The sequence below is a fragment of the Saccharicrinis sp. 156 genome (genome assembly GCF_050589685.1).
In the GTDB taxonomy this organism is placed as follows: domain Bacteria; phylum Bacteroidota; class Bacteroidia; order Bacteroidales; family Marinilabiliaceae; genus Saccharicrinis.
In genome coordinates this window covers 56,170-82,993 of the sequence record NZ_JBNGOS010000019.1, presented here as the reverse complement: position 1 = coordinate 82,993, position 26,824 = coordinate 56,170, and the positions used below count along the sequence as shown (strand labels likewise).

At 37.9% G+C, this 26,824-nt stretch carries 11 protein-coding genes; all 11 read right to left on the bottom strand.

What is annotated here, in order from left to right:
• Nucleotides 1-318: 318 nt before the first annotated feature.
• The 11 genes from ACRD64_RS13310 to ACRD64_RS13260 all read right to left on the bottom strand — a co-directional run bounded on the left by ACRD64_RS13310 (nucleotide 319) and on the right by ACRD64_RS13260 (nucleotide 26,783).
• Nucleotides 319-1,185 (bottom strand): T9SS type A sorting domain-containing protein, encoded by an 867-nt coding sequence (locus ACRD64_RS13310; RefSeq protein WP_430933878.1) that lies wholly within the window; start codon nucleotides 1,183-1,185, stop codon nucleotides 319-321.
• Between the two features lie 626 nt (nucleotides 1,186-1,811).
• On the bottom strand, nucleotides 1,812-3,443 hold the full coding sequence (locus ACRD64_RS13305; protein WP_430933877.1) for a hypothetical protein: 1,632 nt from the start codon (nucleotides 3,441-3,443) through the stop codon (nucleotides 1,812-1,814).
• Between the two features lie 29 nt (nucleotides 3,444-3,472).
• The gene (locus tag ACRD64_RS13300; protein WP_430933876.1) at nucleotides 3,473-6,619 is read right to left on the bottom strand and encodes a SusC/RagA family TonB-linked outer membrane protein; all 3,147 of its coding nucleotides are present in this window, start codon (nucleotides 6,617-6,619) and stop codon (nucleotides 3,473-3,475) included.
• Between the two features lie 20 nt (nucleotides 6,620-6,639).
• The gene (locus ACRD64_RS13295) at nucleotides 6,640-8,139 is read right to left on the bottom strand and encodes a fasciclin domain-containing protein (RefSeq protein WP_430933875.1); all 1,500 of its coding nucleotides are present in this window, start codon (nucleotides 8,137-8,139) and stop codon (nucleotides 6,640-6,642) included.
• A 117-nt stretch (nucleotides 8,140-8,256) separates the two neighbouring features.
• Nucleotides 8,257-9,894: a fasciclin domain-containing protein gene (locus tag ACRD64_RS13290; protein WP_430933873.1), complete on the bottom strand. Its 1,638-nt coding sequence runs from the start codon at nucleotides 9,892-9,894 to the stop codon at nucleotides 8,257-8,259.
• A gap of 154 nt (nucleotides 9,895-10,048) precedes the next feature.
• Nucleotides 10,049-11,500 (bottom strand): RagB/SusD family nutrient uptake outer membrane protein, encoded by a 1,452-nt coding sequence (locus ACRD64_RS13285; RefSeq protein WP_430933872.1) that lies wholly within the window; start codon nucleotides 11,498-11,500, stop codon nucleotides 10,049-10,051.
• Between the two features lie 12 nt (nucleotides 11,501-11,512).
• Nucleotides 11,513-14,836, bottom strand: a complete 3,324-nt coding sequence (locus ACRD64_RS13280) for a SusC/RagA family TonB-linked outer membrane protein (protein WP_430933871.1) — start codon at nucleotides 14,834-14,836, stop codon at nucleotides 11,513-11,515.
• Nucleotides 14,837-14,898: 62 nt separating this feature from the next.
• Nucleotides 14,899-17,214, bottom strand: coding sequence for a fasciclin domain-containing protein (locus ACRD64_RS13275; RefSeq protein WP_430933870.1), 2,316 nt, complete (start codon nucleotides 17,212-17,214; stop codon nucleotides 14,899-14,901).
• A 598-nt stretch (nucleotides 17,215-17,812) separates the two neighbouring features.
• Nucleotides 17,813-21,985 carry a hybrid sensor histidine kinase/response regulator transcription factor gene (locus tag ACRD64_RS13270; protein ID WP_430933869.1) on the bottom strand — a complete coding sequence of 1,391 codons (4,173 nt, stop codon included), beginning with the start codon at nucleotides 21,983-21,985 and terminating at the stop codon, nucleotides 17,813-17,815.
• Between the two features lie 1,079 nt (nucleotides 21,986-23,064).
• A complete protein-coding gene (locus ACRD64_RS13265; protein ID WP_430933868.1) occupies nucleotides 23,065-25,065 on the bottom strand; it encodes a fructose-1,6-bisphosphatase in 2,001 nt (666 codons plus the stop codon).
• Nucleotides 25,066-25,265: 200 nt separating this feature from the next.
• Nucleotides 25,266-26,783: a phosphoglucomutase gene (locus tag ACRD64_RS13260; RefSeq protein ID WP_430933867.1), complete on the bottom strand. Its 1,518-nt coding sequence runs from the start codon at nucleotides 26,781-26,783 to the stop codon at nucleotides 25,266-25,268.
• Nucleotides 26,784-26,824 lie beyond the last annotated feature (41 nt).

The window sequence follows — 26,824 nt, the reverse complement described above, 5'->3', positions numbered from 1 at the left end:
TTTGTCCGAACTTTCTATTTGAAATTCTGATATAGCCGCATGAGTATGCGTTTTTACATATTCATCGTCGGTATACAATATCACGTGATACAAGCTCAAGCTCGCCAGGAAACAGAATGTCTTCTTCTCCTTTGTATTTAACTTAAAATGAATACCTGGATAATCACCTGGCAATATAGAAATTTCATTAGCTCCATTAGGCCAGCTTTATTATATATACTTATTACCATTGTATGATAAATATAGAATACAGGCCAATAATTCCATTCCAAAATAATTCCTCATATTATTCCTTGATTAAATATGTTATTCTCCGCACTATATCTTTATAAAACGGATGTAATTACCATCCATCCCTAACAAATACACGCCATTGCTTAGGTAGGAAATATCTATTATTTGTCCATGATAACCGGGTATCTGACTCACTGCATTTCCAAGGACATCCAGTATCTCGAGATCCCCTATATAATTATTAATCCTTAAATTATTTTTCGCTGGGTTAGGAAATACATTAAACTCTTTCTCCTCGGTTGTAAAAACACCAATATCCGAATCCTTGCTAACCGTATTATTTTTAAATCCCAGGGACATTCCCTTTGTGTTACCTTGATTTACTGAGAAATAGGTTACACCTATCACAAAATAATGAGTGCCATTCGATTGAGGTACGATATTATCGACCACTAATTCGGAATCGGTAGTGTTACTATATATTTTATTACCAATACCTAAATTATCCTGTAACAAATCGGGATGAAAATCTTTAGCACTGCCTTCTACCAATTTTAGTTGGAGTTTTGCATAACCTGACGGCATGAATGTTTCGTTATCTATACCAAAAACGTGTTGATTAAAATTGTACGTTTCAGAAGTATTCAATTCTAAATCAGGACTTATCAAATAAACAGCATCGATATCCGACACCTTGCCCAAATCCAGTTTTGTATAAATATTGATACCCTGTTCCGATACAACCGACCATGGGTTTTCAATGTCCCATACTGAGTGACAGAAAGTATAACTTTGACTTTCACTGCCAATTTCTACACTTTCAAAATCATTACCAGCACTATTCAAGCGCATTAAGTTTGTTGGTCCATCTATAATATGATAAGCACTTTGTGAATTCAATAATGTGCTGATACCAATTACATATAGTACTATTAACCACCTCTTATTCATCTGTTAAAATTTATTTTCATCGGTCAGTTAACCCGCACCGCAGCACTGCGGGGAAATCTCAAACATATTAGATTCCCGAAAAACGGGACAGACTATCTGCTGAGTATAATTTAGGATAATCAAATTTGCATGCTCATTTCATCTTATAGATTTTCAATAATTTACATGATAAAAATACATGTAAATACCTAAATAAAGTAGGGTGATTGTTGCGTGTTTTATAATTATTGTTGCGAACTATATAGTAGGTGGTATGCAACCTTTTTAAGCTAGTGATGAGCATAGATAACTAAAAGTGTGATTCAGAATAATAAAGGAATTAATTATCAAGTAATGGTCAAAAATTATATTTCTGAAATCAAAAACCTGACACAAAAGATCATGCGTCAGGCTTTATTTTTCATTAAACCCGGATTATGTATTAGAGGTTCGTCATGAGCATGGCAAGTACAATAAAACAAGGCATTACTGAAACGAGGCATCACTTGTCCCGATTACTTTCGGGAGCATCGTTCTGGTGGGTTGAAGTGATGCAACGAAGTGTCTTGTTTTAAAGTATTTTCAATGGGTAATAGAATTTCTAATGCATATGGCGGGTTAAATACAAATTTAACTATATATATTCCCTATAGTTCTTCTTCAATCACATCCGCTGTTACTTCTGTAAAATTCTCAGGAATTGTTAACGGTAGAAACCAATTGGCCTGATCACTCAATTTTTGCTCCATAGTAGCAGCGGTTCCCAAATCTCCTACCGCTGTATATTTTGAGGCAACCGCCTTAGCTAGTATGCTTGCATCATTAAAGTTTAAAGAAGCTCTGACCAAATCACTATATCTATTTCCTTCAAACGCTGTTTCTAAAGCGGCTTCATTAAGGATAAATGAAGCTACCTGACCAATAGAATCTGTTAATGTAGCCGCAGTTTCATCAATTTCAAGTGGTGCCATACCTACACGGCCTCTAATTCCCAGATTACCTCCGGTCTGTAAACCACTTGAATTTGTTATCACATATTCATCTTGTGTGAAATTCAAAAAATCCTGAGTATTACCCGTAAATCGTGGAGCACCCACTGTTACTGCATCGTCAAATACCCCTTGATTAATAACTGCCAATGCATGAGCAGGGTAACCTGCCGCATTAATAGCCTCGGCATATTTTAAATAAACATGTGAAGCCCGCTGAAACATAAAATAATCATAGTCGTATTTTGTAATCCTGGCTTCCTCGCCTTCTCCAATATAAGAACCTAGTATTCTATTGTCACCTTGCTCATAGGCCAGATCATCGTAATATTTGTATTGCACACTCCAATTAGAAATCAGTGCGGCTGAAGGTTTTACCTCAGTAGTTAAAGTCTCATAGGCCGTATTGTACTGCCTATAGTCATCATAATATCTGGTTAACATGATATATTCAGAACTGCCTGGATTTTCCTCGGCAAATATATTTGCCCAATTATTTTTATTAACCGAATAATTACCGTTTTTACCGCTATATGTAACACCATAAGTGGAAGTCAGATTATATAACGAACCTGCTTCGTTAACATAATAATCGAGAAATTGCTTATAGTACGTTGCAGCCATTACATAATTACCACCCCACAAGTACAAATCGCCTAAAAGAAGATCATTAACAGGAATTGTTGAACCAACACCAAGATCCGAAACATTATCAATGTTGCTATAAGGAAGTAAGTTATTTATTAAACTGTCAACCCCCTGGGCAATGGTTAATACAGGATAATTATCTTCTAAGTCTTCCGTACTTTCCACCGGCTCAACCATATAAGGTAGTTTACCATAGTTAGTCATTATTTGGATTTGAGCCCATGTACGAACCCGTAAAATAGAAACATAATAGGTTAACAACTCATTTTCGTACGCCACAGTATCCATTCGTTGAAGCGCATAGTTACAGTTATTTACAATAGAAAATAAGTTTGTGGGATCAACGTAGCTGTTATCTTCGCTAATATTGTGCGAATTAATTTTTCGCAACTCATCTTTTGCACCTGATGCTACATCCATTAAATCGGCACGTAGCTCGCCTAAAATCACATATTGCTCCGTGGCATCCTGCATTTGCGATAACACCCCGAACAAAGCGGATCGGGCTTCAATTTTATCATCACCAAGATAATCCTCGGTCAATAACACTTCTTCAGGATCAACATCCAATATGTCATCACATGAAGTAAAAACACATGATACAATAAAGAAGGTGTATAATATTATAATATATTTTTTCATCTCACTATTATTTAAAAGTCGTTTGTACATTATAAACCAATCTTAACACCGAAGAATATAGAGGTAAACTGAGGTGTTAAACCTGCATCGATACCTTGCTGATAACTTACGCCTGACATACTCACTTCGGGATCATATCCTAAATAGTCGGTCAAAGTAAACAAGTTATTGGCTGTAACGCTAAACGAAATATCCTTGGCAAAACTTTTCAAAATTTCAGGACTATATGATAAGCTCAATGTTTTTAGGCGAATGTATGAACCATCTTCAATCCATCTGTCAGAGAATCTTGAATTACCTGTTGGATCACCATATTCGGCACGAGGAATAGTTGTTTGCTGCCCTTCGACCTGCCAACGGTTAGCAACCGCTAAACTTTGGTTTGCAAAACTGCTCATTGATTCTGTTTGTCTGCGCAGGGCATTGTAGATATCATTACCTTGACTAAAGGTAAATACAGCGGACAACGATAATTTATTATACGTAAATGTATTATAGAACATTCCGGTAAAATCGGGATTAGGATCTCCAATTACCTGCATATCTTCTTCATCAATCACATTGTTACCATCAGTATCCATAAATTTAACATCGCCCGCTACAAACGGTTGGTTAAAACCTTCATAATCGACCCATGATAAGCCAGCCTGGTCAGCAGCACTTTGCGTAGCGTAAATTCCATCTGTTTTATATCCGTAGAACAACCCGACCGGGCTACCTTCCTGGTTAATAACAGTTGCTCCAACACCGTCTATCTCAATTATATTAGCGTTACCTGGTAAATAAACAATCTCGTTTTTATATTTCGAAATATTTCCACCTATATCCCATTTAAAGTTTTCGCTATTGATTAAACGTGCATTAAAACCCAGATCGAAACCTGTATTGCTCAACTCTCCTTCATTACTCAAATATCCGTCATACCCGTAAACAGGATTAACCGATGTATAGTTTAACAACTGATCTGTTTCGTTATTATAAAAATCAAGGTTCACCTGAAGTCGTTCGTTAAACAATCCAAGGTCAACTCCTACATTTGCTTTAACTGTTCTTTCCCACTGCATTGTGGTATTTGCGAGATTTCCACTTATTAAACCTGTACCCACCGAATAGCGTGTTGAAACAAAGTATGAATATGCATTATAATTACCTACCGCATCATTACCTGTTATACCATAGCTGGCCCGCAATTTAAGTTGATTCAGGAATCCAAGACCTTTCATAAAGTTTTCTGACGACATCAACCATGCAGCACCTACACTAGGGAAATATCCATAGCGAGTGCCACTATCACCTTGTCCAAAACGCGAAGAACCTTCGTAAGACATGCTGGCATTCAAGAAGTACTTACCCAAATATCCATAATTGATATTGGAATATAGGGATGCATATTTCCAGTTACCAATACTACCTGACGTTATGTAAGTTTCTTTATCACCACTTTGCAGAGAGGTAAACTCATCGTCACTGGAGTTGCCACTTTCGGAATAGGAGTTTTCGTAATTGTTTACATTATATCTTCCCCCTAAGTGAAAACCAAATTTATGGTTGTAGGTATTTACATTAAAGCTTACACGAGAATCGTTATAAATAGAGAAATAACGTTCAACTCTTGTTCCGGCAGAACGATTCAATACATCGCCATATATATTCTCTCCTGTTGTAACGCCATTACTAGGGAAGAAAACATCATCGCGGTTGTAAACGTAATTAGATCCAATAATCGAAGTTAACTTCAGATTATTTGTAAGATCGTATCCCAATTTAAAATTACCATATAGCTTATAGTTTGTGTTCTCGTTCTCCACCTGATCGGTTAAAACACTTGGGTTAGTATAGCCCGAAATTGGGTCCACGTCTTCGTAAATATCAGTAATAATTCCATCGCCGCCTATTACTGTGGGAGCTAAAATGGGCGCTTTTATAAGTGATGTATATATAGGAGATGTGCGTCCCAACATTCCGTCATCGGACAACTTATTTTTTTGATAGCTAACAGCCAAATTAGTCTGAATTGAAAACTTTTCTGTAACAGTTGACTCTGAATTGAATCGGGTAGAGAAACGTGTAGATGCCGTATTAGAAACAATACCGCTATTATCCATAAATCCAATAGACAAACCATATTTAGCAATCTCATCACCTCCGGTTACCCGAAAGAAATAGTCTTGTGTATAACTATCTTCAAATACTTCTTTTTGCCAGTTAGTATTATTGTGATACCGCTGATAGTCGGCAAAAGCCGTGTTTTCGTTTAAATAAGGTAATTGCGACAGTTCATTATCGGTATACAAGCCCGAGCTATTGATCTGGTTCACCAAATAGCTCTTATAATCTGATGACTCCATCATAGGAATATTGGTTGGGGCCATATTTAAACCACCTTGTACCGAGAAATCAATTTTTGTGGTTACATCTTTTGTTCGCGTTGTTTCAATTAATATAACTCCATTGGCAGCTTTAGATCCATATAAGGAAGTAGCATCCTTAATTACCGTAATATTGGCAATATCCTTCGGATTAATATCTGCTAAGGGATCATAAGTATACCCCTCAATTAAAGATCCTGCAAAGATATTATTTTCCATGATCATTCCATCAACAACAATAAGGGGCTGACCGGATGCCAATAAAGAGTTATATCCTCTTATAAACATATTTGATCCAACACCCGGGACTCCCGAACGATCTAGCGTTCGCATACCCGCAACATCTCCTTTCATATATTTGGCCACCGTACGAGAACTATTTTCAACATCACCTATTATAGAACTAATTGCATTGGTTACCGAAGAGCGTGACTGTTTTTCAACAGGCATTAAAACATTACCGAAGTTTGTTTTAAAACCCTCTTCATACAGTTTAATTTCCAGTTCTATTCTTCCTTTTAAAGCAACCTCGGTATAAGCATATGCCTGGGCATTTACCATAAGTGTTACTTTATAATTCGGAACGTCAATACTAAAGCTACCATCCTCCCCGGTAAATACCGATGAAAAAGTTGCTACAGAAACGTTTGCTCCAACAACCGGCTCACCGGAAGCTGCATCTGATACCTTACCTGTTACTTTTTGTGCATTTACCTCTTGTGCATTTACATCGAATACGGAAATGCATAACATAAATATCACTAAAGTATATATATGCCTGAGTTTTACCATAATAATATTGTTCATATCTATTATATATTTTTTATCTATTCTGCAGGAACTAATTCAATATAATCAATGCCAACCATTCTGTCGTAAAGTACAATCGCCGCATCTTCTACATCCATAATCACCTTAACCTTAACATAGTAGCTGTTCTTAGCATTATCGTCTACAAACACAGGAATGTCATAAGTATCACCTATTTTTACGCGCGCTTCAGAGTAGTTGTTGATAACTTCGGTAGGGATATCATAAACGGTTTTACCATCTGGTCCGTTAACGGTTACCTCAAATTTTAATTGGGTTTCTTTGGTAGCTCCAACAGGAGAATACTTGATATACAAGTCGTACTTAGCGGAAAGTACATTACTAAATGCTACCTCAAAATAGTTATTATCCTCATTTAGTGATTCACCAACAAACATGACCTTATTGGTAAAATCTCCTGAAGCTGTAATGTCATACTTTTTATTAATACTAAAATCAGACAAAGAACCAACATCTCTTCTTTCCGTATCTTCAACTTCGTACCTGACCGGTTTGTAAATCAAATCATTTACATCAAAAGTATAACTATCTGGTATCAATATGCTACCATTACTTAATTCTACCTCATTAGAAAGTACCGATTGATCAACATAAATCATATTCCCAAATGTATTGGTCACATATTCACCTGTCATCAAGTCTGTATCCATCCAGGGGAAATTAAGGTTATTGTAAATAGTTTGCTCTGTATTGGTTGTAACTACATCATCATCAGGATGCGTATAAAAAGAACTTATCTGACTATAAGCATCGTTGTATACTACATCTGTTAACGCAACCAGGCTATAACGCTCTTCTTCGGAGTTTAAATTACCAATTACATCAAAATAAGTATTTGACTCCACAAAAACCGAATCGTAAACTGTTTGCCCCAAGCTATTCGTGCCGGTAACAACACTATTATCTTTGTCGAACAACGTCACATTATATTGTGTCAGAAATTCTTTCATCCCGGGAAAGTCATCCGAGTTGGTAAAATAACTCCAGATATTTTCACGAACCAAAGCGACATCACTTATTTTATGAAGAATTCCGTTGCTACATAAATTGTCATTGGAAGTAACATCAACTCCTGAAAAGCTACTGGTTCCATCTTCATTTATGTACTCTATATATTTGTTATTAAGCACTTTTACCAGTCCGTCTTCAATTTTACTGGTAGAAGCAAAAGAATACATACTTATATGATTACCGATCAAGGCTTTAAGTCTTTCCGGATCATCTAATATTTCTTGTGGCACATTAGTAAAAGCCTCGTTAACCGGTGCCCATACTGTAAAAGCCTGATTCTGTGATAAAACTTCATCCAAACCGGTCTGACTTAACAAATCTGCAAAAGTACTTAACTCGGAATCTGCTTTTATTAATGCTAGCAAATCGGTATTTAACCTGCTATCACTTTGCTCATAATGATCGTCCCATTGCTCGCTTTCACAAGCACTCAAGGCAAAAATCACCAAAAGAGCTAGCAAACTATGTAATATTTTTTTGTTCATCTGTTTAAATTTATTTTCATTTGTTACTTGACCTCTCCCAATGAAAGTGGGAGAACAAGCAGATAAGTTAACTCGCAATTAAAGATTACCTGCCTGTTATATAGATATAAAGTATTATTAATCGACCGGTATAAATTCAAAATAATCAAGTGGTATACCACCGCTCTTCACGGCTACTAATTTTATCTTATGTCGTTTTTGTACAGGACATAATAACTCCTTGGTAATAATAAATCTCATACAGCCATTACTATCACTTTGCTTAGTTCCAGCCTTATTGGTAATCCATTCTTTTCCCAAACGCCATCCGTTTGCTTCCATGGCCACTGAATCGGGAGCGCCTACCTGACTAGCTTTTTTGGTTACATCATAAATAGAACCAACCGGTTCATCGTCCCAATACACCTGGAACTTACCACGGGCGTTATTTCCACCATTCGAACAAACCAGGAACTCATACTTTCCTTTTGCTAAAATTGGGGTTATAAATTCGTACCAAACACAACCTCCCATGTCAAAGAAGTTCCAGTCAAGGTTAACGTTTTTTGACCTTTGTATAAACCGTACCGTGTTTGTTGGGGGATACCAGTCAACTTCTGAATATTTATCAGCTGTTACTTTATTCATACTTCTTATTGCCCTCGAAATATATTCCGGCTGTGACGAAACCGGGTCGAATAAGATATGTTTGGCTTTAGGAATAAAAATATCCATTAAGGTATCTACAGTGTGATACACCCCATTTTTGGCAGGATAGTTACTATAATCACTCACCAACGACACCCAGGTTTCAACTTCTCCTCCTGTTTCCGATTCATTAATTTTTAATACATCATCGTTTTTATCTACTTTGATGGCATTGTTCTCCAACACGGTACTTAAATAACCTTCATCGGGGATATCAGCTGAATATAAAAAGGAAACGGTTGCATGGTAAGCCATCCAACGATTTAAGCCGTTGGTCACCTCTTCGTAATCTGTATCTCCTTCGGCATATTTATCTGCCAAATCGTCGAATGAATTAATGCCAGATAATGCAAATACAGAGTCGGTCTCTGCAAAAATGGTAAAGTTCTTTTTATTACCGGTTTCGGTTAGCTTAACCGAAAAATCATCATATAATCCCGTTTTCTTTAAAGCTTCGATAAAGATGGTATGCTTACCGGCCCTCTCGATAACTACAGGAACCGGATCGGAGTATGGTGTTAGTACCTTATCGATACAATGAATATAACCATTGTCCGATCTGATATCATATTGCAAAAATTTAGCTTCACGATTAATGATAAGGTTTCCTATTCCACCACCTAGCAGGTACGACGATGTTAAATAATCTCCTGTATAGGTTGTGTCCGGCATACGTCCTTCGATAAAGCCGCTAGCACCCACACTTTTTGCCATGGTATGAAACTTAACCAGTTCTTTTACCTCTTCAATTTGTTCCTGGGTAGTTAGTTCACTCACCAAGTTTACGCCCCATCTTTCTTTGATATATGGATCCAGTACTTCGTTTACTGGCACAAAACAGGTGTAAGATCCATAAGACTGTAATGATGTATAGTACCCGGTTAAATGAAGCATTTCAACAAAAGTTGAAAATTTTTCAGGACTCGCATCCAACGTTTGTGCAATCGTTAACTCATCAGTTGTTAAAAACGTTTTGTCACCCAAACCGTCGTCACATCCAACACCTGCAATAAATACCAGAAGTATTGTACTTATTACTATTCCTGACAATTTTATTATCCTTTTCATGCGTCTAAAATTTATTATTAATGTTCGCATATCTGCCTTAACGGCAAACAGGTAACAAGCCTTCCTGATTTGTTCTAATCGAAATAAAAATTTATTGGCCTGTTTCATATCCTAATTTTTTAATATCGTTCTTTTAACTCTCTCTTAATAACACTTAGTTTAGATAGTATGGATTTTGCTCCAGGTTCTGATTCAAGTTAAGTTCGCTTTGATAGATGGGCAAAAAGTATGATGCCGTATCTGAGTAATAACTTTCAATAACGTCATAATCATCTGCGCCTGCTTTTATTTCAACCAGTTCAGTAATCAGATAATGGTCTTCAAAATTATTTCTTCGTGCAAAACGCAACAGGTCGTACCAGCGTTTACCTTCAAACGCAAATTCTTTTTGTCTTTCCTCCAACAAGTCGTAATACAAATTTGTTACGTCCAGTGGGGTGCCTGTAGCACGCATATGTACCTCATTAATTAGGTCGTAAGCTTTATCCATATCCCTTTGAGTTTCTGATAAAATGTAAGCTTCTGCCTGCATTAATAATACATCGGCATAACGATAAAATATCCAGGTATTATAAAACTCTGTATAATTACGGAATATTCCGGCTTTGGCATCCACCCCGGCATACTTAAACACAGTACTTGTCTGCATATCGTAAGTCGCCCTGTTGGCCCGCACATCGTTTACATCTGTTGAATATAAATCGGTAATATCACTGTAAGGCTTTACTTTTGGGTCTCCATCATAAAAATAGCTTCGCAGCGTGCTAAAGATGTCATCAAACTGTAACTCAAAAATCCCTTCTGAAGAATTACCTTCAAAAAACATTTGGTTAAACCATTCACTTCCCTCAACCAGGCTGTATTTTTCTTGGTCGATAACTGACTGACACGCATCAATACATTCGTCGTATTTTTCCTGCCACAAATAAATATCGGCCAATAAAGAATAGGCCGCACCTTTTGTTAATCTTCCTTTATCATATTTAACACCCTCCTCGTACGAAACAGGTAAATCATCAATAACCGAAACAATATCAGCAGTAATTTGATTTAACACTTCACCTTCGCTACTTTTTACAGGATAGAAATCAGCCTGATCACTTAAGGTTGCCTCCTCAATAAAGGGTACTTCCTTATAGTTTTTTACCAAAATAAAATATACCAATGAACGTAAGGTAAGGGCTTCTGCCTTATAACGATTTAAAGCCTGTTCGGTAAATGTAGGATCGTTCGCTTTTGCCTGATCGGCAAATGCCAATACCATATTACAGTAGTTAATGGTTTTATAAAAATTAGTCCAACTCACATATCCATTGGTTGGATTAACATAATTCTTCATCAAATTCTGTGCACTGCTGCTGGCATCTATCGAAACCATCATTTCGGCCCTGGCCTCACCCCACAGTAAAACACGCTCCATAAAACTATTTTCATTCATGGAAGCATAGATACCGGCCACAGCAGAATTCACCTGTTCCTTATTCTGCCAAAACTCATCCTGAACCAGATCATCCTTAGGAGTCAAGTCCAAATAGCCGTTGCAGCTCGTAGTAAACATTGCTAAAATGCTTAATACTACTCCGATTTTTAAAATATATTTTCGCATAATTAATTCAATTTAAAATGATAAGTTTAATCCAACGGTAACCTGTCTCGATCGAGGCGTCTGGTTACTATCAAAACCTAAAGTCTTCCAGTTACTGCTTGCTCCTGTTTCTGGATCAGGACCAGTGTATTTGGTAAATGTTAATAGGTTTTGTCCAGTTACATATACATTGGCTCGGGTAAAACCTATGTTTTTCAAGAGGCTCTTAGGTAAATTATACTTCAGCGTAACTGATTTCAAACGTAAAAAAGAAGCATCCTCAAGATATCTGTCGGAACCCAGGTTGTTTTTTGGACTATTAAAATAGGCACGAGGGATATCAGTCTCGTCACCCTCAAATCGCCATCGGCGCAAGGTAGCCGTACTCTGGTTGTCGTAACCACTCATACTTTCGGTATTCATACGGGCCAGGTTTATCAATTCCTGCTTATATCTGAAGTTGAAGAACACATTCAACGAAATATTCTTATAGCTTACTCTTGGGCCAAATCCACCATGCAGTTTGGTATTTGCATTACCAATATAAACCACATCCAATTCGTTGATATTACCATCATGGTTAATATCCTCATATTTGGCATCTCCGGCCGCGAATGAATTTGAGTTATTAAACATCATTACCTTGGCTTCACCATTCATATCGTAAATGATGTCTCCGTTGGCATCTCTTGCGTACAAATCATCAGATGTACTATATACACCTTTATACCTGTAACCGTAGAACGAACCAATAGGATTATCCTCCTGTATGCGTCTTACATAACCACCTGAACCGGTTGACAAAGCGTTTCCTTCTTCCACATCCATGGCATCGGTTATTTCAACAATTTCATTTATGTTCTGCGATATATTAAAGTTAAAATCCAGCTTAAAATCTCTGGTTTTAACCAGCGTACTCATGACATTAAATTCCCATCCCTTGTTTTCAATGGTACCAATATTTAAATAAGCCAGCGTTGAATAACCTGAAGTAGTCGGGATGCTCGTATTTTTACTCAACATGTCTTCAGTTCGCTTTAAATACAAATCAAAATCGGCATCTAACCTTCCTTTAAACAAACGGGCATTAAAACCAAGGTTTTCCTGAGTAACTGTTTCCCATTTTAATCCGTCCAACTCAATACTTGAAGAATAGGCCGGACGCACATCGATATAATTATAGTTATAGGTTGAATAAACATTGTATTGACCATAATTAAAGCCTGGTGAATTACCGTTTTTACCATAACTGGCCCTCACACTTAATTCATCAATCCATTGGGCCGACTTCAGGAAGCCTTCTTCGTTAATTAGCCATTTGGCGCTAACGCTTGGAAATAATCCGTAGCGGTTGTCATCTCCGAAACGGGAGCTTCCTTCATAGTTTATTCCACCACCCAGAATATACTTACCTCTATACATATAGTTAAAAGCCATACTATAGGTTAATTGTCGGTATTGGGTGTAACCCGATTCAATACTGTTTCCTGAACCCTCGATACGGGTATCGATAATTGGAGTTTGTAACAAAGTACTGGGGCTGTTGCTTGTTGATGCCTTATAGGTTTGGGTTGTTTTATCGTAAGTAATAAACTTACCATTGACAAACAGCGAGTGATCCTCGTTTAATTTTGGCATCCAGGTAACACGGTTTTCTGTTCTGACCACAAAAAACTCACTATCCGTTTGTGAAGATTTATTTGCATAGGAACCTGACCAATATGTACCTAAGGCTTCTTCCGGCACAAAGTGCAAGGTTTTATTGTTATTGGCATCAAACGAAACAATACCATCGTACCTTAAGCTTGGGGTAACATCATAGCGAACCCTGAAGTTAGGAGATATACGATTACTCTCCACATTATAGGTAGCTAAGTTAGCCATTGCAACCGGGTTATAATAAGTAATTCCGCTACCCTGGAAAGCATCCTCAGGCGTGAAATAAGCTCCGGTTGAATTTCCTTCTTCATCCAGCTCGTAGATAGACTGGTTAGGCATTTTAGTTAAGGCAACATTTCTGACACTGGTAGATGAATTACTAGTCAACTGAAAAGCTTTATCCAAAGAACCATGGCTAAAGGCCAGCTCTGAAGTAATTTTCAATTTATCAGAAACAAAATAATCTAATATCGCCCTGGTTGTAAACAGCTCATTTGCGGTTCCAATTGTGGTACCTTCCTGACTCTTATAACTCGATGATATACGGTACATCGCCTTTTCACCACCCCCGGAAATGGAGAAGTTATGATCTTGCGAATGTCCTAATTGGGTTATTTCATCTAACCAGTTTATATCTTTATTATAATAATTGTATAAATCATACGTAGGATCAAATTCAACTTGTGGATAAGTTCCTCTGTTGGCACCCAACTGTAAAGTTTCCTCTTTAATTAGAGTTGAGTATTGTCTTCCATTCAGCATGGGAATACCTTCAGGTTGCTGACTCAATGATCCACGGAAACCATAAGAGAAAACGGCTTTGCCACGCGCTCCTCTTTTAGTGGTTATCATTAAAACTCCATTGGCACCTTTTGATCCATATTGAGCTGTTGCCGCGGCATCTTTTAAAACCGATATTTCTGCAATATCATCGGCAGAGACACCAATTAATGCGGCGTATTCCTGCTCATCGGCCACACTAAAGTCAAAAGTATCGTCAAATTCTGTTTCAAAAGGAATACCGTTAATAACAATAAGCGGTTCAGAAGAAGTGTTTAAGGAAGAAGTACCCCTGATGCGTATTGACATACCGGCACCCGGGTCACCTGACTGCGCTACAATCTCCACACCACTCAAACGTCCCTGAAGCTGATCGCTCAACGATGTTGAAGACACTTCGGTTACGTCCTTCATATCGATGGTTTGCACAGCTGTGGCTATACGCTTAGGATCCATAGCAAACTCCCCGTCGTTTATCATTTTGCGGGCACTCACTACGAACTCATCAATCTGTACTGCTGTTTCTTTTAACTCGACGTTAATTACACCTTTACCTCCGGGCTCAATCGTTTTTGTATCAAAACCAATGAACGAAAATGATAATGTGTTTTCTGCATTTCGCACCTTAATAGAGAAGTTACCGTTAAAATCGGTAATGGTACCATTGACAAAACGGTTGGTACTATTTTTTTCTGCAACCGTTACCCCTACCAAGGGTTCACTGTCAGTAGCTGAAGTAACCTTACCTCTAATGATAAGCCCATCTTGTGCCTTCAGCTCGGGCAGTGTCACCAGGTTTCCCAGCAATACTATTGTTACAATAAGCAATTTTAAACAATTGCTTCTTTTCCTTCGACAATTATCTGTAGCACCAGGCTGGCTTACAATTGCCTTTAATATATTTTTATAATTATTCATCGACTCCACCAACTTTTGGATTAATATTTATTGGATTTATTCGTTTCATAGTATTTGCAGCACTACTTTAAGTAACTGTCAATTTCATGTATCACAACCCGTTTCGAAAAAAGGTTTGTGATTCCCGAGGTTTTCGCGATTACATCGCCAGAATCCGTATCTTTTATCGTTACCTGTTGAGTGGCAAAATCATTTTCTATATCGAATGATAAATAAACCGGCACAAAATCAATAACTTCAGGGTAATAGAGTGAATTATACTCTCCCGTTGTCTGTCCATCCGTCGGTATTGGGTGCTGAATAAAATGAGTTTTAACGAAATTCAGCAATTGTACTGTTGCAATAGCTCTGTCAAGTTGACTCAACGTACTTAAATAAGCGGGATCAGGATCAGGAATCACCCCATCGGCAACAGCTTGCAAAACTGCATCATTATTAGGAGCAAATAACGTATATGTTTTTCTAAGGTCTAAGAAATTAATTAATGTAGCTCCGCTATAGGTCGTAAGACTCAGTTTAGCACCAGCCCCATCAATGGCCATCAGAAACTGCGAGAAGTTAGATGAGTTAACTTCCAATGCATCGTAAGTAAAATCAATTGGTGGATTAACGAATTTATCCGTTGCATAAAATTTACCATTCGATAATTGAGTTACTTCATCAAAATTAACATATTCACCATTTAACAAATCTCCACCCCCTTGCACCTTCGTACCATCAAAGTATACAAACTCACCTTTTTCTGTCTGATAATAATTTGCTTGATCTAAACCTTCTTTAATCATCTGATTCAATACGATATCGTTAATGGTCTCCTGAACGTAAGCCATTTCGGTACTGCTCGGCGAAGCACTGGTTGGATCTGGATAAGTTCTGTTATTGGAATCATCAGGATCTCCGGTTACCGACATATAAATTACTGACATATCTTCAGTATAACCTTCAATGGTAATTTTTCGGGTAGTACTATTGGGATCCGGTATATTCACCCATTGGTCGTTTCTGATTCCTAAAATGCTAAAATCAATACCACTTCCCTTTAGCGTATTATCCAATCCCATATTCTTAATAGAGCTTAACATAACCGAGTAATCAGTATTAAGAACCAAAGGACCATAAACAGTAGCGAAACTAGTTGTGGGATAAATTTTGTTCACTCCCACAAATAATCCATTACTACAGAACTTTGTATCCACAACATCAGCCTCATTCATATTAACTGTCTCGAGACCTACATTAAAAGTTTCTGCAAACTGGCTGGGGCATACATCCCAAAATTGAGTAAAAAAGTTAACATTCAGGAAAATACCCAATACATCCAAAGGCATATCATCGTAAGAATCGTAATTTTTAGCAAGCTCATTATCCTCTTGTAGATAATTTATTAAAGCCTCGTTTGTAGGAACCAATAAACCTGTTGCATCGGCATAGGTGCGATCCACATTATTCAATAACTTTGGCATGATCTCGTCGCTCGGGTCAAACGCCAGAAAATTATTGGCAATACCCGTTTGATAACGAATCTGGAAAAGAGAATCCTCAACTCCTGTATATGGGTTTTCTTCCAAACCCATATAGTACATGTAGCCAAAACGATCGAGCATATTTTTAAACATGCTATATTTGCCTCCATACTCTTCCGAACTTAGGTTCATATACATATTAGGTTTTGGCTCCAGCACCTTAGCCAAAGCATAAATCAACCCGTTCTCGGCTACAATTTCCGTCTCCGTAACTTCTGAATCAAAAACCCGCATCTCCCCTTCCAACAATTCTCTCTCTCCCGGGAACATATAGGTATAATCGCTTCTTTCAATAGCGTTTTTATCTGAATCGATATACAGATCCAGGAAGTAGTTAGTCGTCTTATTCCTAGTTCTACTTCTGTCAACCAGGTAATCTTTATTTTGCACTTCCTGCAAATAAGGATTCTCGCTACCTTTTACAACGTGCAACGAATCGCTGTAGAGGGTATAGCGACGGAAACTATTACCGGCATACCATCCATTTTTATAAAACGTTAAGGTGGTTGTATTGTAAGCATCAATGATTAAAGAATACTTTACTATATCCTCTACTTTATACTGTGGCATCTCTGCAACAGAACTGTAACCATTCGCTTGTAAATATGCATTAAAAGCTTCATCTGTCGGAGCAAATGAAGTCCAGGATCCTCCAGTTTTAAGAGGTTCTGCATACTCTGTGCGATCTAAACATTGCAGGTAATGACTAAAATTACCCATACTTTCTAATTGCTGATATACAGGACCCGCAAGCGTATCCGGACGTGCGAATTCCTCCTCATCTGGTCTACAACCTCCAAATGAAACAAGTAATCCCAACATGCATATCAGAAATAAATTTTGAATTTTTCCCATGATATTTATTTAAAAATCGATTTAAGTTTTCTAGCCATTAATTCCGAACTATTTTTTAGGTTTATTTCAGAACTTTTAAGGTTTCGAATGAGAGTTGATTCCTTTATAGAATCTGGACAAATACAAATATATACGGGGATACACCTAGCTGATATTGAATATGTTTCAAATAGCGTTGTAATTGTTGCACCCGAAGAGGTTTGGCGAACAAACAATATGTAACTAACTATTATAATGACCGTTAAAAAAAAATGAACATTTGGAATATCTTTACATTTTGCTGTACTTTTTAACATTTGTAACAGCGCGTCAAGTGCATAATTGCGAGATTTAAGTTTCAGTTTATGCTATATGTTGCATTAGATGCAACATATAGCATATTAGAATTACGATGGGTTCTATCAAAGCAATACCCTTGCACTAATATTAGGGAAATTACATTAGGGAAAGTTTCCCAAAAACTAATGTTCTTTATTTTTATGTGATTTGCATGGTCGGGTCATTAGTGAGAATTCATTGCACTATTAACCCACAATACGTATAGGTCGTAAATGGAAATTGTTATAGTTTAATATCGGGTAGCTTCCCCGTAATTATTTCAAAATTTCTTTTCGGAGATAGTTGCATTGCTCTCGGCAAACTGCTTGGGAGTTTTCCCATAAAACTTTTTGAAAGAGGAAATAAAATGTGAGGAATCAACGAAGCCCACCATAATCGCAACCTCGTTGACATTGTATTCTTTACCGGCTAAAAACTGGGCAGCTTTTCTTAAACGGATTGCCTTTATAAACTGGCTTGGAGTAGTATTTGTCAAAGCCTTAAACTTACGGAACAACTGACTTCTGCTCATTCCGAGTTCAGAACTTAAACTTTCAACAGATAGTTGAGGATCGTTTATTGAGGCTTCAATAAACTCTTTGGACTTATCCAGAAATTTTTTGTCCAATGGTAACATACCATCATCGTCCGCTACCGAAGCTTTTATATCCGAATTATACTTAGCTGATATGTTTTTACGCAGTTGTAGTAAATTTGCGATTTGAATGGTTAAAAGGTCAATGCTAAAAGGCTTTTCAACATATGCATCGGCATGGTGAGTGTAGCCTTCCAATTTTTGATCAGGCGTAGCACGAGCGGTTAACAAAACGACCGGAATATGAGAAGTAATTATATTGGTTTTAATATGCTTACACAGCTCCAGACCGTCCATTTCGGGCATCATTATATCCGATAATATTAAATCAGGCATGTTTTCGTTTGCCAATTTGAGCGCTTCTTTTCCGTTCGCACAGCTTAAAACCCTGTAATTATATAAGTTATGTACCAAATATTCTCTTAGGTCGTCATAGTCTTCAACAATCAAAATCAAATCGGAATGTTCCGCATTTTTAGCTTTAATTTCCTCCCGAGCAATTTCGGCGGTTGTTTTCAGTATGGTCTCCGATAGCGGTTTGTCGGGAACGACCTGCAATTCAGAATCGATATAAGCCTCTCTTCCAATTGGAAAAGTGATGGTAAAGCAACTGCCTTTCCCCACTTCACTGGCAACCTGCTTTCGCCCTTTATGCAACTCAATTAAACTTTTTGTAAAGGATAGCCCCACACCAGCCCCTGTATACTTGTGATCGGCCTGATCGGTAGTATAAAAACGATCAAATATTTTATCTAAGTCTTTTGCTGGAATTCCAATTCCCCTGTCGGTAACTTTAATACTTGCTTCGTTATTTTCAATAATGACTTCCAAGTCAATTTCTCCATTTACCGGTGAGAATTTGACTGCGTTTGACAAAAGGTTAAATAATATTTTATCCAAAATTCCTTCATCGAACCAACCTTTATAACCTTCGGGGCGATTCGTATGAAAATTGAGTTTTAGGCTTCTGTTATTCGCTATATCATTAAAGTTTGCCAATACATCTTCTACATACTTTATTATATCTACTTCTGCCACATGCAATCGAATCCTGTTTTCTTCGATTCGTCTAAAGTCCATCAGCTGGTTTACGATACGCGTCAAACGTTGTGCATTCCTGTTCATTATATCAAACATTGAACTTAGTTGCTTATCCCCAAAATTATAGGTTGCCAATCGCTCCAATGGGGAGGCAATTAGCGTAAGCGGAGTGCGTAACTCGTGAGAAATATTGGTAAAGAAACGAATTCTTTTTTTGCTCAACTCTTCCAGTCTTTTATTTTCTTCTATTTCTTCGGCCAACCTGTTTTTTTGCATGGTACTGTTTTTAACAAACCTCCTATATACCGCCAAAAAAGCAACCAATATTAAAAAGTACAAAATAAAGGCAGGAAGACTCCTTGAAAATGGTGGTTTCACCCTAACGTTGATGAATTCCTTTTCTTTACTCCAAACGCCATCGCCATTTGATGCCTTTACTTTCAAAGTGTAATAGCCGGCCGGAATCTTGGTATAGTTGGCGATCCTATTATTACCGGCCTCTTGCCATTCCTTGTCGTAACCATCCAGCATATACAAGTACCTTGCCTTCTCCGGTGAAGTGTAATTCACCGCTACAAGCTCGAATCCAAAGGAAGACTGTTCGTTTTTAAGGATAATATGATCCGTTAAATCTATGTGTTTTTTAAGCGGGGAATTTTTAGTTCCTATGGGAACTGATTGGTTCAGTATGCGCATATCGGATAAGTGAACCATCGGGGCTATTGTATTATCTATAATTGAATCCGGATGGAACATATTGAATCCGTTTAATCCCGAAAACAACATATAGCCCTTCTCAGTCTTCAGCGAAACAAATTCTTCGAAAACGTTTGACTGCAACCCATCGTATTTATTGTATGTTTTAAACTCCCCTGACTTTTGGTTGTATTTTACAATACCTATCTTGGTACTTGCCCATATGTTATCGTTATCGTCAACCAGTACAGCACAGATATAATTTTTAGGTAATCCGTCTTTCTCTGTCAGTAATAATTCAGTTGCACCTGCTTGCTTAAAGCGCAGTAAACCCTTATTGGTTGCCATCCACACATAACCAGCCCGATCGCGGGCCATTCCATTAATCTTTATATTTTTATTTTTCTGAAGATCGGGGAGATTAAAAACGTAATCTTCAATTCTATTTTCGGTTTTATCGTATATATACAACCCTTTAGTCCAGGTACCTATCAGTATTTTATTGCCGTTATCGATAAAACACCTTGCAAAGTTCACATCCCTAAGGTGCGAAAACTTGCCAGTAGCAGTATGATAGATATCCACACTAGAGTTAGAACCAATCCAAATACGATCCTCACCATCTTTGTATAATGCGTATACATATTTGTCCGAAATAGAGTTGTTCCTGCCATCGGGCATGGCAAATTTACTAAAGGTAACGTTTTTCTTATCGAAGAGATAAATTCCATCGCCATAAGTACCCACCAGCAGTTTACCTTTTTCAAGTTCGTGAATACATATTACAATGTCATTGTCTAACCAGTTAGGGTTGGAAGGATCTGCTTTGTAATTGATGAAAGTACCATTTGCCTGATCAAATTTACTTATACCGCCTCCCTCTTTTGTTCCTACCCACAGATCGCCATCAGAGTCCTCATAGAATGCCCTTACGTTATTACTTAACAAACCAGAATCCGTAAAATCGAACCTGTAAAGATTAAATTTCTTTTTGTGTTTATTCAAGAAGTTTATCCCATTATTGTAGGTACCCACCCAAATATTTCCGGCCTTGTCGGGATAAATTATATTGGGATTTTTACTGTTGATGCCATTCGGTTTATACTTATCGGGCTGTAATAAACTCTTGTGTCCGGTATGCAAGTCTATGGTCTGTACCCCCAGGTCTTTTATGGCCACTATTAGTTTCTCGTCGTTGTAGGTTGCTATTGAAGATATCCAATTGAAATCGTCATTAGAATATTCTGATTTGTATGCCAAAGTTATACTGTCATCTTCCAGCTTAAATATCGAATGGTCGTGATGCGTCCCTATCCAAAGCGTATTATTTTTGTCTTGAAATAAACAAGTTATATGCAGTGAATCTATCTGACGGTTTTTGAAACCCATCTTCGTAAAAGATGCTGTTTTATTATGGTATGAATACAAACCATGATCGGTACCAAACCACAATTTACGGTTATTATCCTCATAAATAAATGTAAGCCCTTTGGGTGTATCGCTATTGATTTCCGAAAAATTGATAAACCTGTCCTCGTCCTCTACATATTTAAACAAGCCTTCGGAATATACCTCGCTAAAACCTTCCACCCAAACATTGCCCAAATGATCAACACAAACCACACCGTGGTAAAAGGGCGAAAAATGAACTATGCTGGAATCAGAAACCGGATAATTGCGGTATTTATAGCTTGTTTTGTCGAGTCTTGAAACACCAGACGAATTTACTACCCAAATACAGTTTCGTATAGTATCTTCAGCTATTGATGAAATGAAATTATCGTTCAAAGAATGACTGTCGCCAGGTATATGTGTGAAATTTTTAAAACCATACCCATCAAAACGACATAATCCTTCCGGGGTCCCAAACCACATGAATCCATCTTTATCCTGAATTATGGTATTTACGGTATTTGAAAGTAATCCATTTTCATAATTGTAGTGTTTAAATTGAAATGAGCTTGCAATATTGGCATATACACCATTTGCGGCTATAAGGAATAACAGCCCCCAAAAATAAAACAGTTTTACAGATATACAATTAACTAACCTGTCAAAAAGCACTTTACGAAATTTCAAAACATTCAAGCAACTGGTCCGCCATAATGAATTTTCAAACATAAATAGTCCTATTATTTGGAATCACCCACACCTTAATAATACAAATGAATCCACAAAAAATAATTAACACCCAATAAAAAAATGGTAGAACAAAGTACTAAAACCTTATTACATACGAAAACAAAAAATACTAATTCTTATTTCTACCCCATGTACTCAGTGAAATTCAATGTAACTAGTAAGCTACCCAACATCACCTTTTAGAATTTTGAATAATCTGGTATTACCTCCAGTGCAAGCGTTGGACTCTGATTTCCGCGGTAATATCTCTGCCGGATGGCTTTGGCGCTTGTGAAATCTACAGGGAATTAACCCCATTTATTCACGAGAATTCATGAATAATGACGAACAACGCAGGCTTTAGCAGGGTTGATCCTGATTTTTATAAAATTTAATTAACGTTCGCCTACGGGTTAAAAATTTCGTGAATTTGTGAGGTCAAAACACACTTTTGGTCCACCACGTCGAACGTAAAGGAAGATGAAAAATATACGATATATCTGTTAATATTATTTACTTGCACTTAAGAACTATGGACTCAAATCAAATTTTTTAAAAAAATAACGCCCGCAACCATCATCTGCAGCCTTCGTCACCATGTAAAGATAATTACCATAATAAGTCATTGGATTACCTTTATTTACATAACTACCCCCGACCGGAGTCAGCTACATAGTATTCTAACTACTTCCATTAGACACCAAATGAATACTAACCGCAAACAATGTTTGCCAACTTGCTGTTTTTCATCCACGATTCTCATTTTCAAAGACCCGAGAACCATTTTGCATATGTCAGAATAAACTTGATTTTTAATTGGATTGATAAAAACGCGCAGGGACATTTGCTCCATTTTTAATACTACAGCAATTACAGATATATTTTTTTCATTTTCTAAGTGATGGATTATATTCTTTGGCATAAACCAATACAGTCGCTATCTTCAACGCTGATGACAGCCCCATTCAATTTATCCCTCCATTGATTTTTCCTGTTGGTGAGCTTGATCTGCCAATTCTTCCATATTCATCTCTTTAATGAAGATGAGTTCGTGACTGGCTTGCCGTGAAAGTTTCTCATTACACCCTCTTAACCTTTACAACACCAGTTCTATAGGCATCGAGCAAACGATTCAGGTTTTGTATTTGTTCGCGAATGTGAGTGCCAATATCGGTATCGCCAACTTGAATGCGATGGGTAGCATGTTCTATCATATTCCTGGTCGATACAATATCCACCTCGTCCTCAATGGCCTTTCGTTTTGACTCAAAAGGAGCATGCTCGGCAAGGATTAAATTGTAGGAATCGTAAATTAAGGTATATCCTGCGATACCTGTCACTTTTTGATAGGGCTTAGACATCCCGCCATCAATCACAAAAAGTTTACCCCCTGCTTTTACCGGGCTTTCTCCCTTGGTTACCTTTACAGGCACATGTCCGTTTACAATATGGGCAGTTTCCGGGTCCAGTCCGAACTCGGATAAAATCCGGCAACTGGTATCTTTGTCGTCACGGAGTTTATAATACATATTACTTTCCTCTTTTTGAGTTTCTTTGTCGTCGAGCAAGTATCGCTCAAAGGTAGCCATCTTCTTTTTCCCGAAAAGAGGAGAATCCGCACCACTCCACAAGTACCACATATAATCGCGATCTTTGCTCATTCGTTCAGGATGTTCACGATTAAAATAAGCACGGCGCGACACCATGTCGAATTGATCGCACAAGGCTTTCCCCTTGTACTTTTTCCCGTTCAAGACGACCTCTTTAAATTCACCTTTATCATCGAGCGGAATGCAACCGTGATATAATAAATTGGAATTATAGGACAAATACGTGGCTCCTTTTGAAAAAAGGGTTTTAATGTGCCGTTGCAATTTCTCGCAGTTTAAGAAAGAAAATCGAAGTTTCTCGGCCAAATCCCTTTCTTCATCCGTTAGTTCATATGGATTTTCGGGATCAACCGTAGGAAACGATTTATCTTTTAATTCCAGCTCACGGCCGCCTATAGTAACCGTTCCTTTTTCGTAATCTATTTTATCCAGCAAAAGCCGATCATCCATACCCATTTCAGGGTTTCGACGAATAATTTCTGCAGCCAGCTTCATTTCAATAATGGTTATGGCCTTATGCATCTTGCTGGTCAGCTTAATATGTGTGGAACCCACATTCTCAGGCGGTGTATTCATGGGAATAAATGGATCGCAAGGATCCCCTTGGTAGGCTTTCATGGCAAAAGTGGCCAAGGGCATCAGGTTTATCCCGTAGGCATCTTCCAATGTATCCAGGTTATTGTATCGCGCACTTAAACGTATTACAGCTGCGATGCTTGCACGAATCCCGGTAGCTGCCGCCATCCATACTATATCGTGATTACCCCATTGAATATCTACCGAATGATGGTGATGAATAAGATCCATCACTTTATCCGCATGTGGTCCCCGATCGAAAATATCGCCTATGATATGCAATCGATCTATTAACAACCTCTGAATAAACTTACTGATGGCCACAATAAAATGGTTAGCCCTGTCTACATCAATGATTGATTGAATAATACGATCAAAATACTTTTCTTTTTTAGCATTGGGTTCGTTTAACAGCTCATCGATTACATAGGAAAAATCGGTAGGCATAGCCTTTCGAACCTTGGAACGCGTATATTTATCGGCCGAAACACGGGCTACGGCAATGAGCCTTCGGAGCGTTATCGCATACCAGTTATCCAGATCTTTTTCTTCCTTGGTGATGATTTCCAGTTTTTCTTCCGGATAATAAATCAACGTGGCCAGTTGATTCTTGGTCTTTTCGCTTAATGAATACTGGTAAACAGCGTCAATTTTCTTGCGAACCATGCCGGATGCATTCCGTAACACATGACTGAAAGTCTCATATTCGCCATGAATGTCCGTTAAAAAATGCTCGGTGCCCTTAGGAAGATTCAATATGGATTCCAAGTTTATTATCTCGGTACAGGCCGCCTGAACCGTCGGAAATTTCTCGGCCAGAAGATTCAAATACCTTAGCTCATCTGCTGTATAATTGTTTGTAATCTGCTCACCTTTTTCATTATTAAGAACCATTGCCTGCTATTTGTACCTTGGGGTTATTATTATTTGTACTTTACTTTATCCTAACCAGAACAAACCAAAACCAAATAGGTTTTTGTCTGGTCCAGGTTAGTCGGCAAAATTTACGAATGCATATATCAAACTGAATTTTCAATTCTTTCACTACTGACTGTTAAATAACAATACATTATAAATTTTCCTTACGTACCTTATCAATCATCAAAGGGTGTAATATCTAAATATGTGTAAGAACCAAGTATTTTCTTCAATCTGGAGGCGATCTCATCAACCCCTCCCCCTACATTTGATTCAATATTGATAGGGATAACCGGATCGTGCAGTGACAAACGCACCAAGAACCAACCATGCTCCGTAACGGATTTGCATTGCACCCTAATACCTTCATAGTTCTCCGGCACTTTCTCCCAGTCCTTGAATAAATTATTCTCCAGCTCCTGAATCACTGACTGTCCATAGGAAGCGAAATCTTCGGTGTTGATTTTCACCCTGAATTCTTTGCTCTCAACCGGGGTTGGAAGCACTTTAATCAGTTGGGAAAGATCTTTGTTCTCCAACCTCAAATCCGCCAGTTTAATCAAGAGTTTAGCCACCAGGTACGCGCCATCGTCTAAAAAGTAATTTTCCTTAAGGGCGGCGTGACCACTGGTTTCAATAGCCAACCAACTTTCTTCGCCAACCGCGTTTAACCTGAGCGATTCATTAATTACATTTTTATATCCGCGCTTAAAACGTTTATGTTTTCCATTCAAATGATCGTTAATAAACCAGGTCAGACCATCAGAGGTGATTGAGTCCGTAACCACGGTACTTCCCGGATGCTCATCCAATATTACGGCTGAGATCAATGCTATTAACTCATTTCGGTTAATTGGATTACCCTGCTTGTCGACAATGGCAGAACGGTCTACATCGGTGTCAAAAATGATACCTAAATCCGCTTTTTCCCGTTTTACCGCCTCGCAGATGGACTCCATAGCTTCTTTGTCTTCGGGATTAGGCACATGATTAGGAAAGTTCCCGTCGGGCTCTAAAAACTGGCTTCCCGAAATTTCCGCACCAAGCTCAGTAAGCACCTTTTCGGCAAAAAAACCACCGGCACCGTTACCAGCATCCACGATAATCCTAAGGTCCTTAAGGGGGTGCTTTTTGTCAACACCATCCTTAACTCCGGAACGAATGGCCCGAACCAAAGAGTTTGAATAAATAAAAATATAATCAAGCTCTCTCACTGTTCCACGGCCCTGAATTGATTCCAGGCTATGCTGCGCAGCCAGGTCAAGAATTTCGGTAATGTCACTTTTATCCGCCCCCCCTTCTTCCGTAAAAAACTTTAATCCGTTTCGATTAAAAGGCAGATGGCTGGCCGTAAGCATTACTCCGGCATCAATGGAATAATCATGATCTACCGTTGTCATGAACATCGCTGGCGTTGAAGCTATTCCGCAATCGTAAACATCGACTCCTACATCGGTTAATCCAAGCATAAATGCCTTTTTCAACGAAGGTCCCGTTAAACGGGAATCCATACCAACGGCAACTGTTATTTTTGCTTTATTTAATTTTCTGTTTAACCAATGCGCAAAAGCTTTACCCAGTTGCTTTACTACTTCATTGGTTAGGTTTACTGTCTCACCTTGTATTCCTTCCATGGCCACTCCCCTGATGTCGGAGCCATTTTGCAGTTTTTTCCAGTTTACTGATGTGTTCATAGTAAGCTAATTAATGTTGTCAATCACAAGAATAAAATATG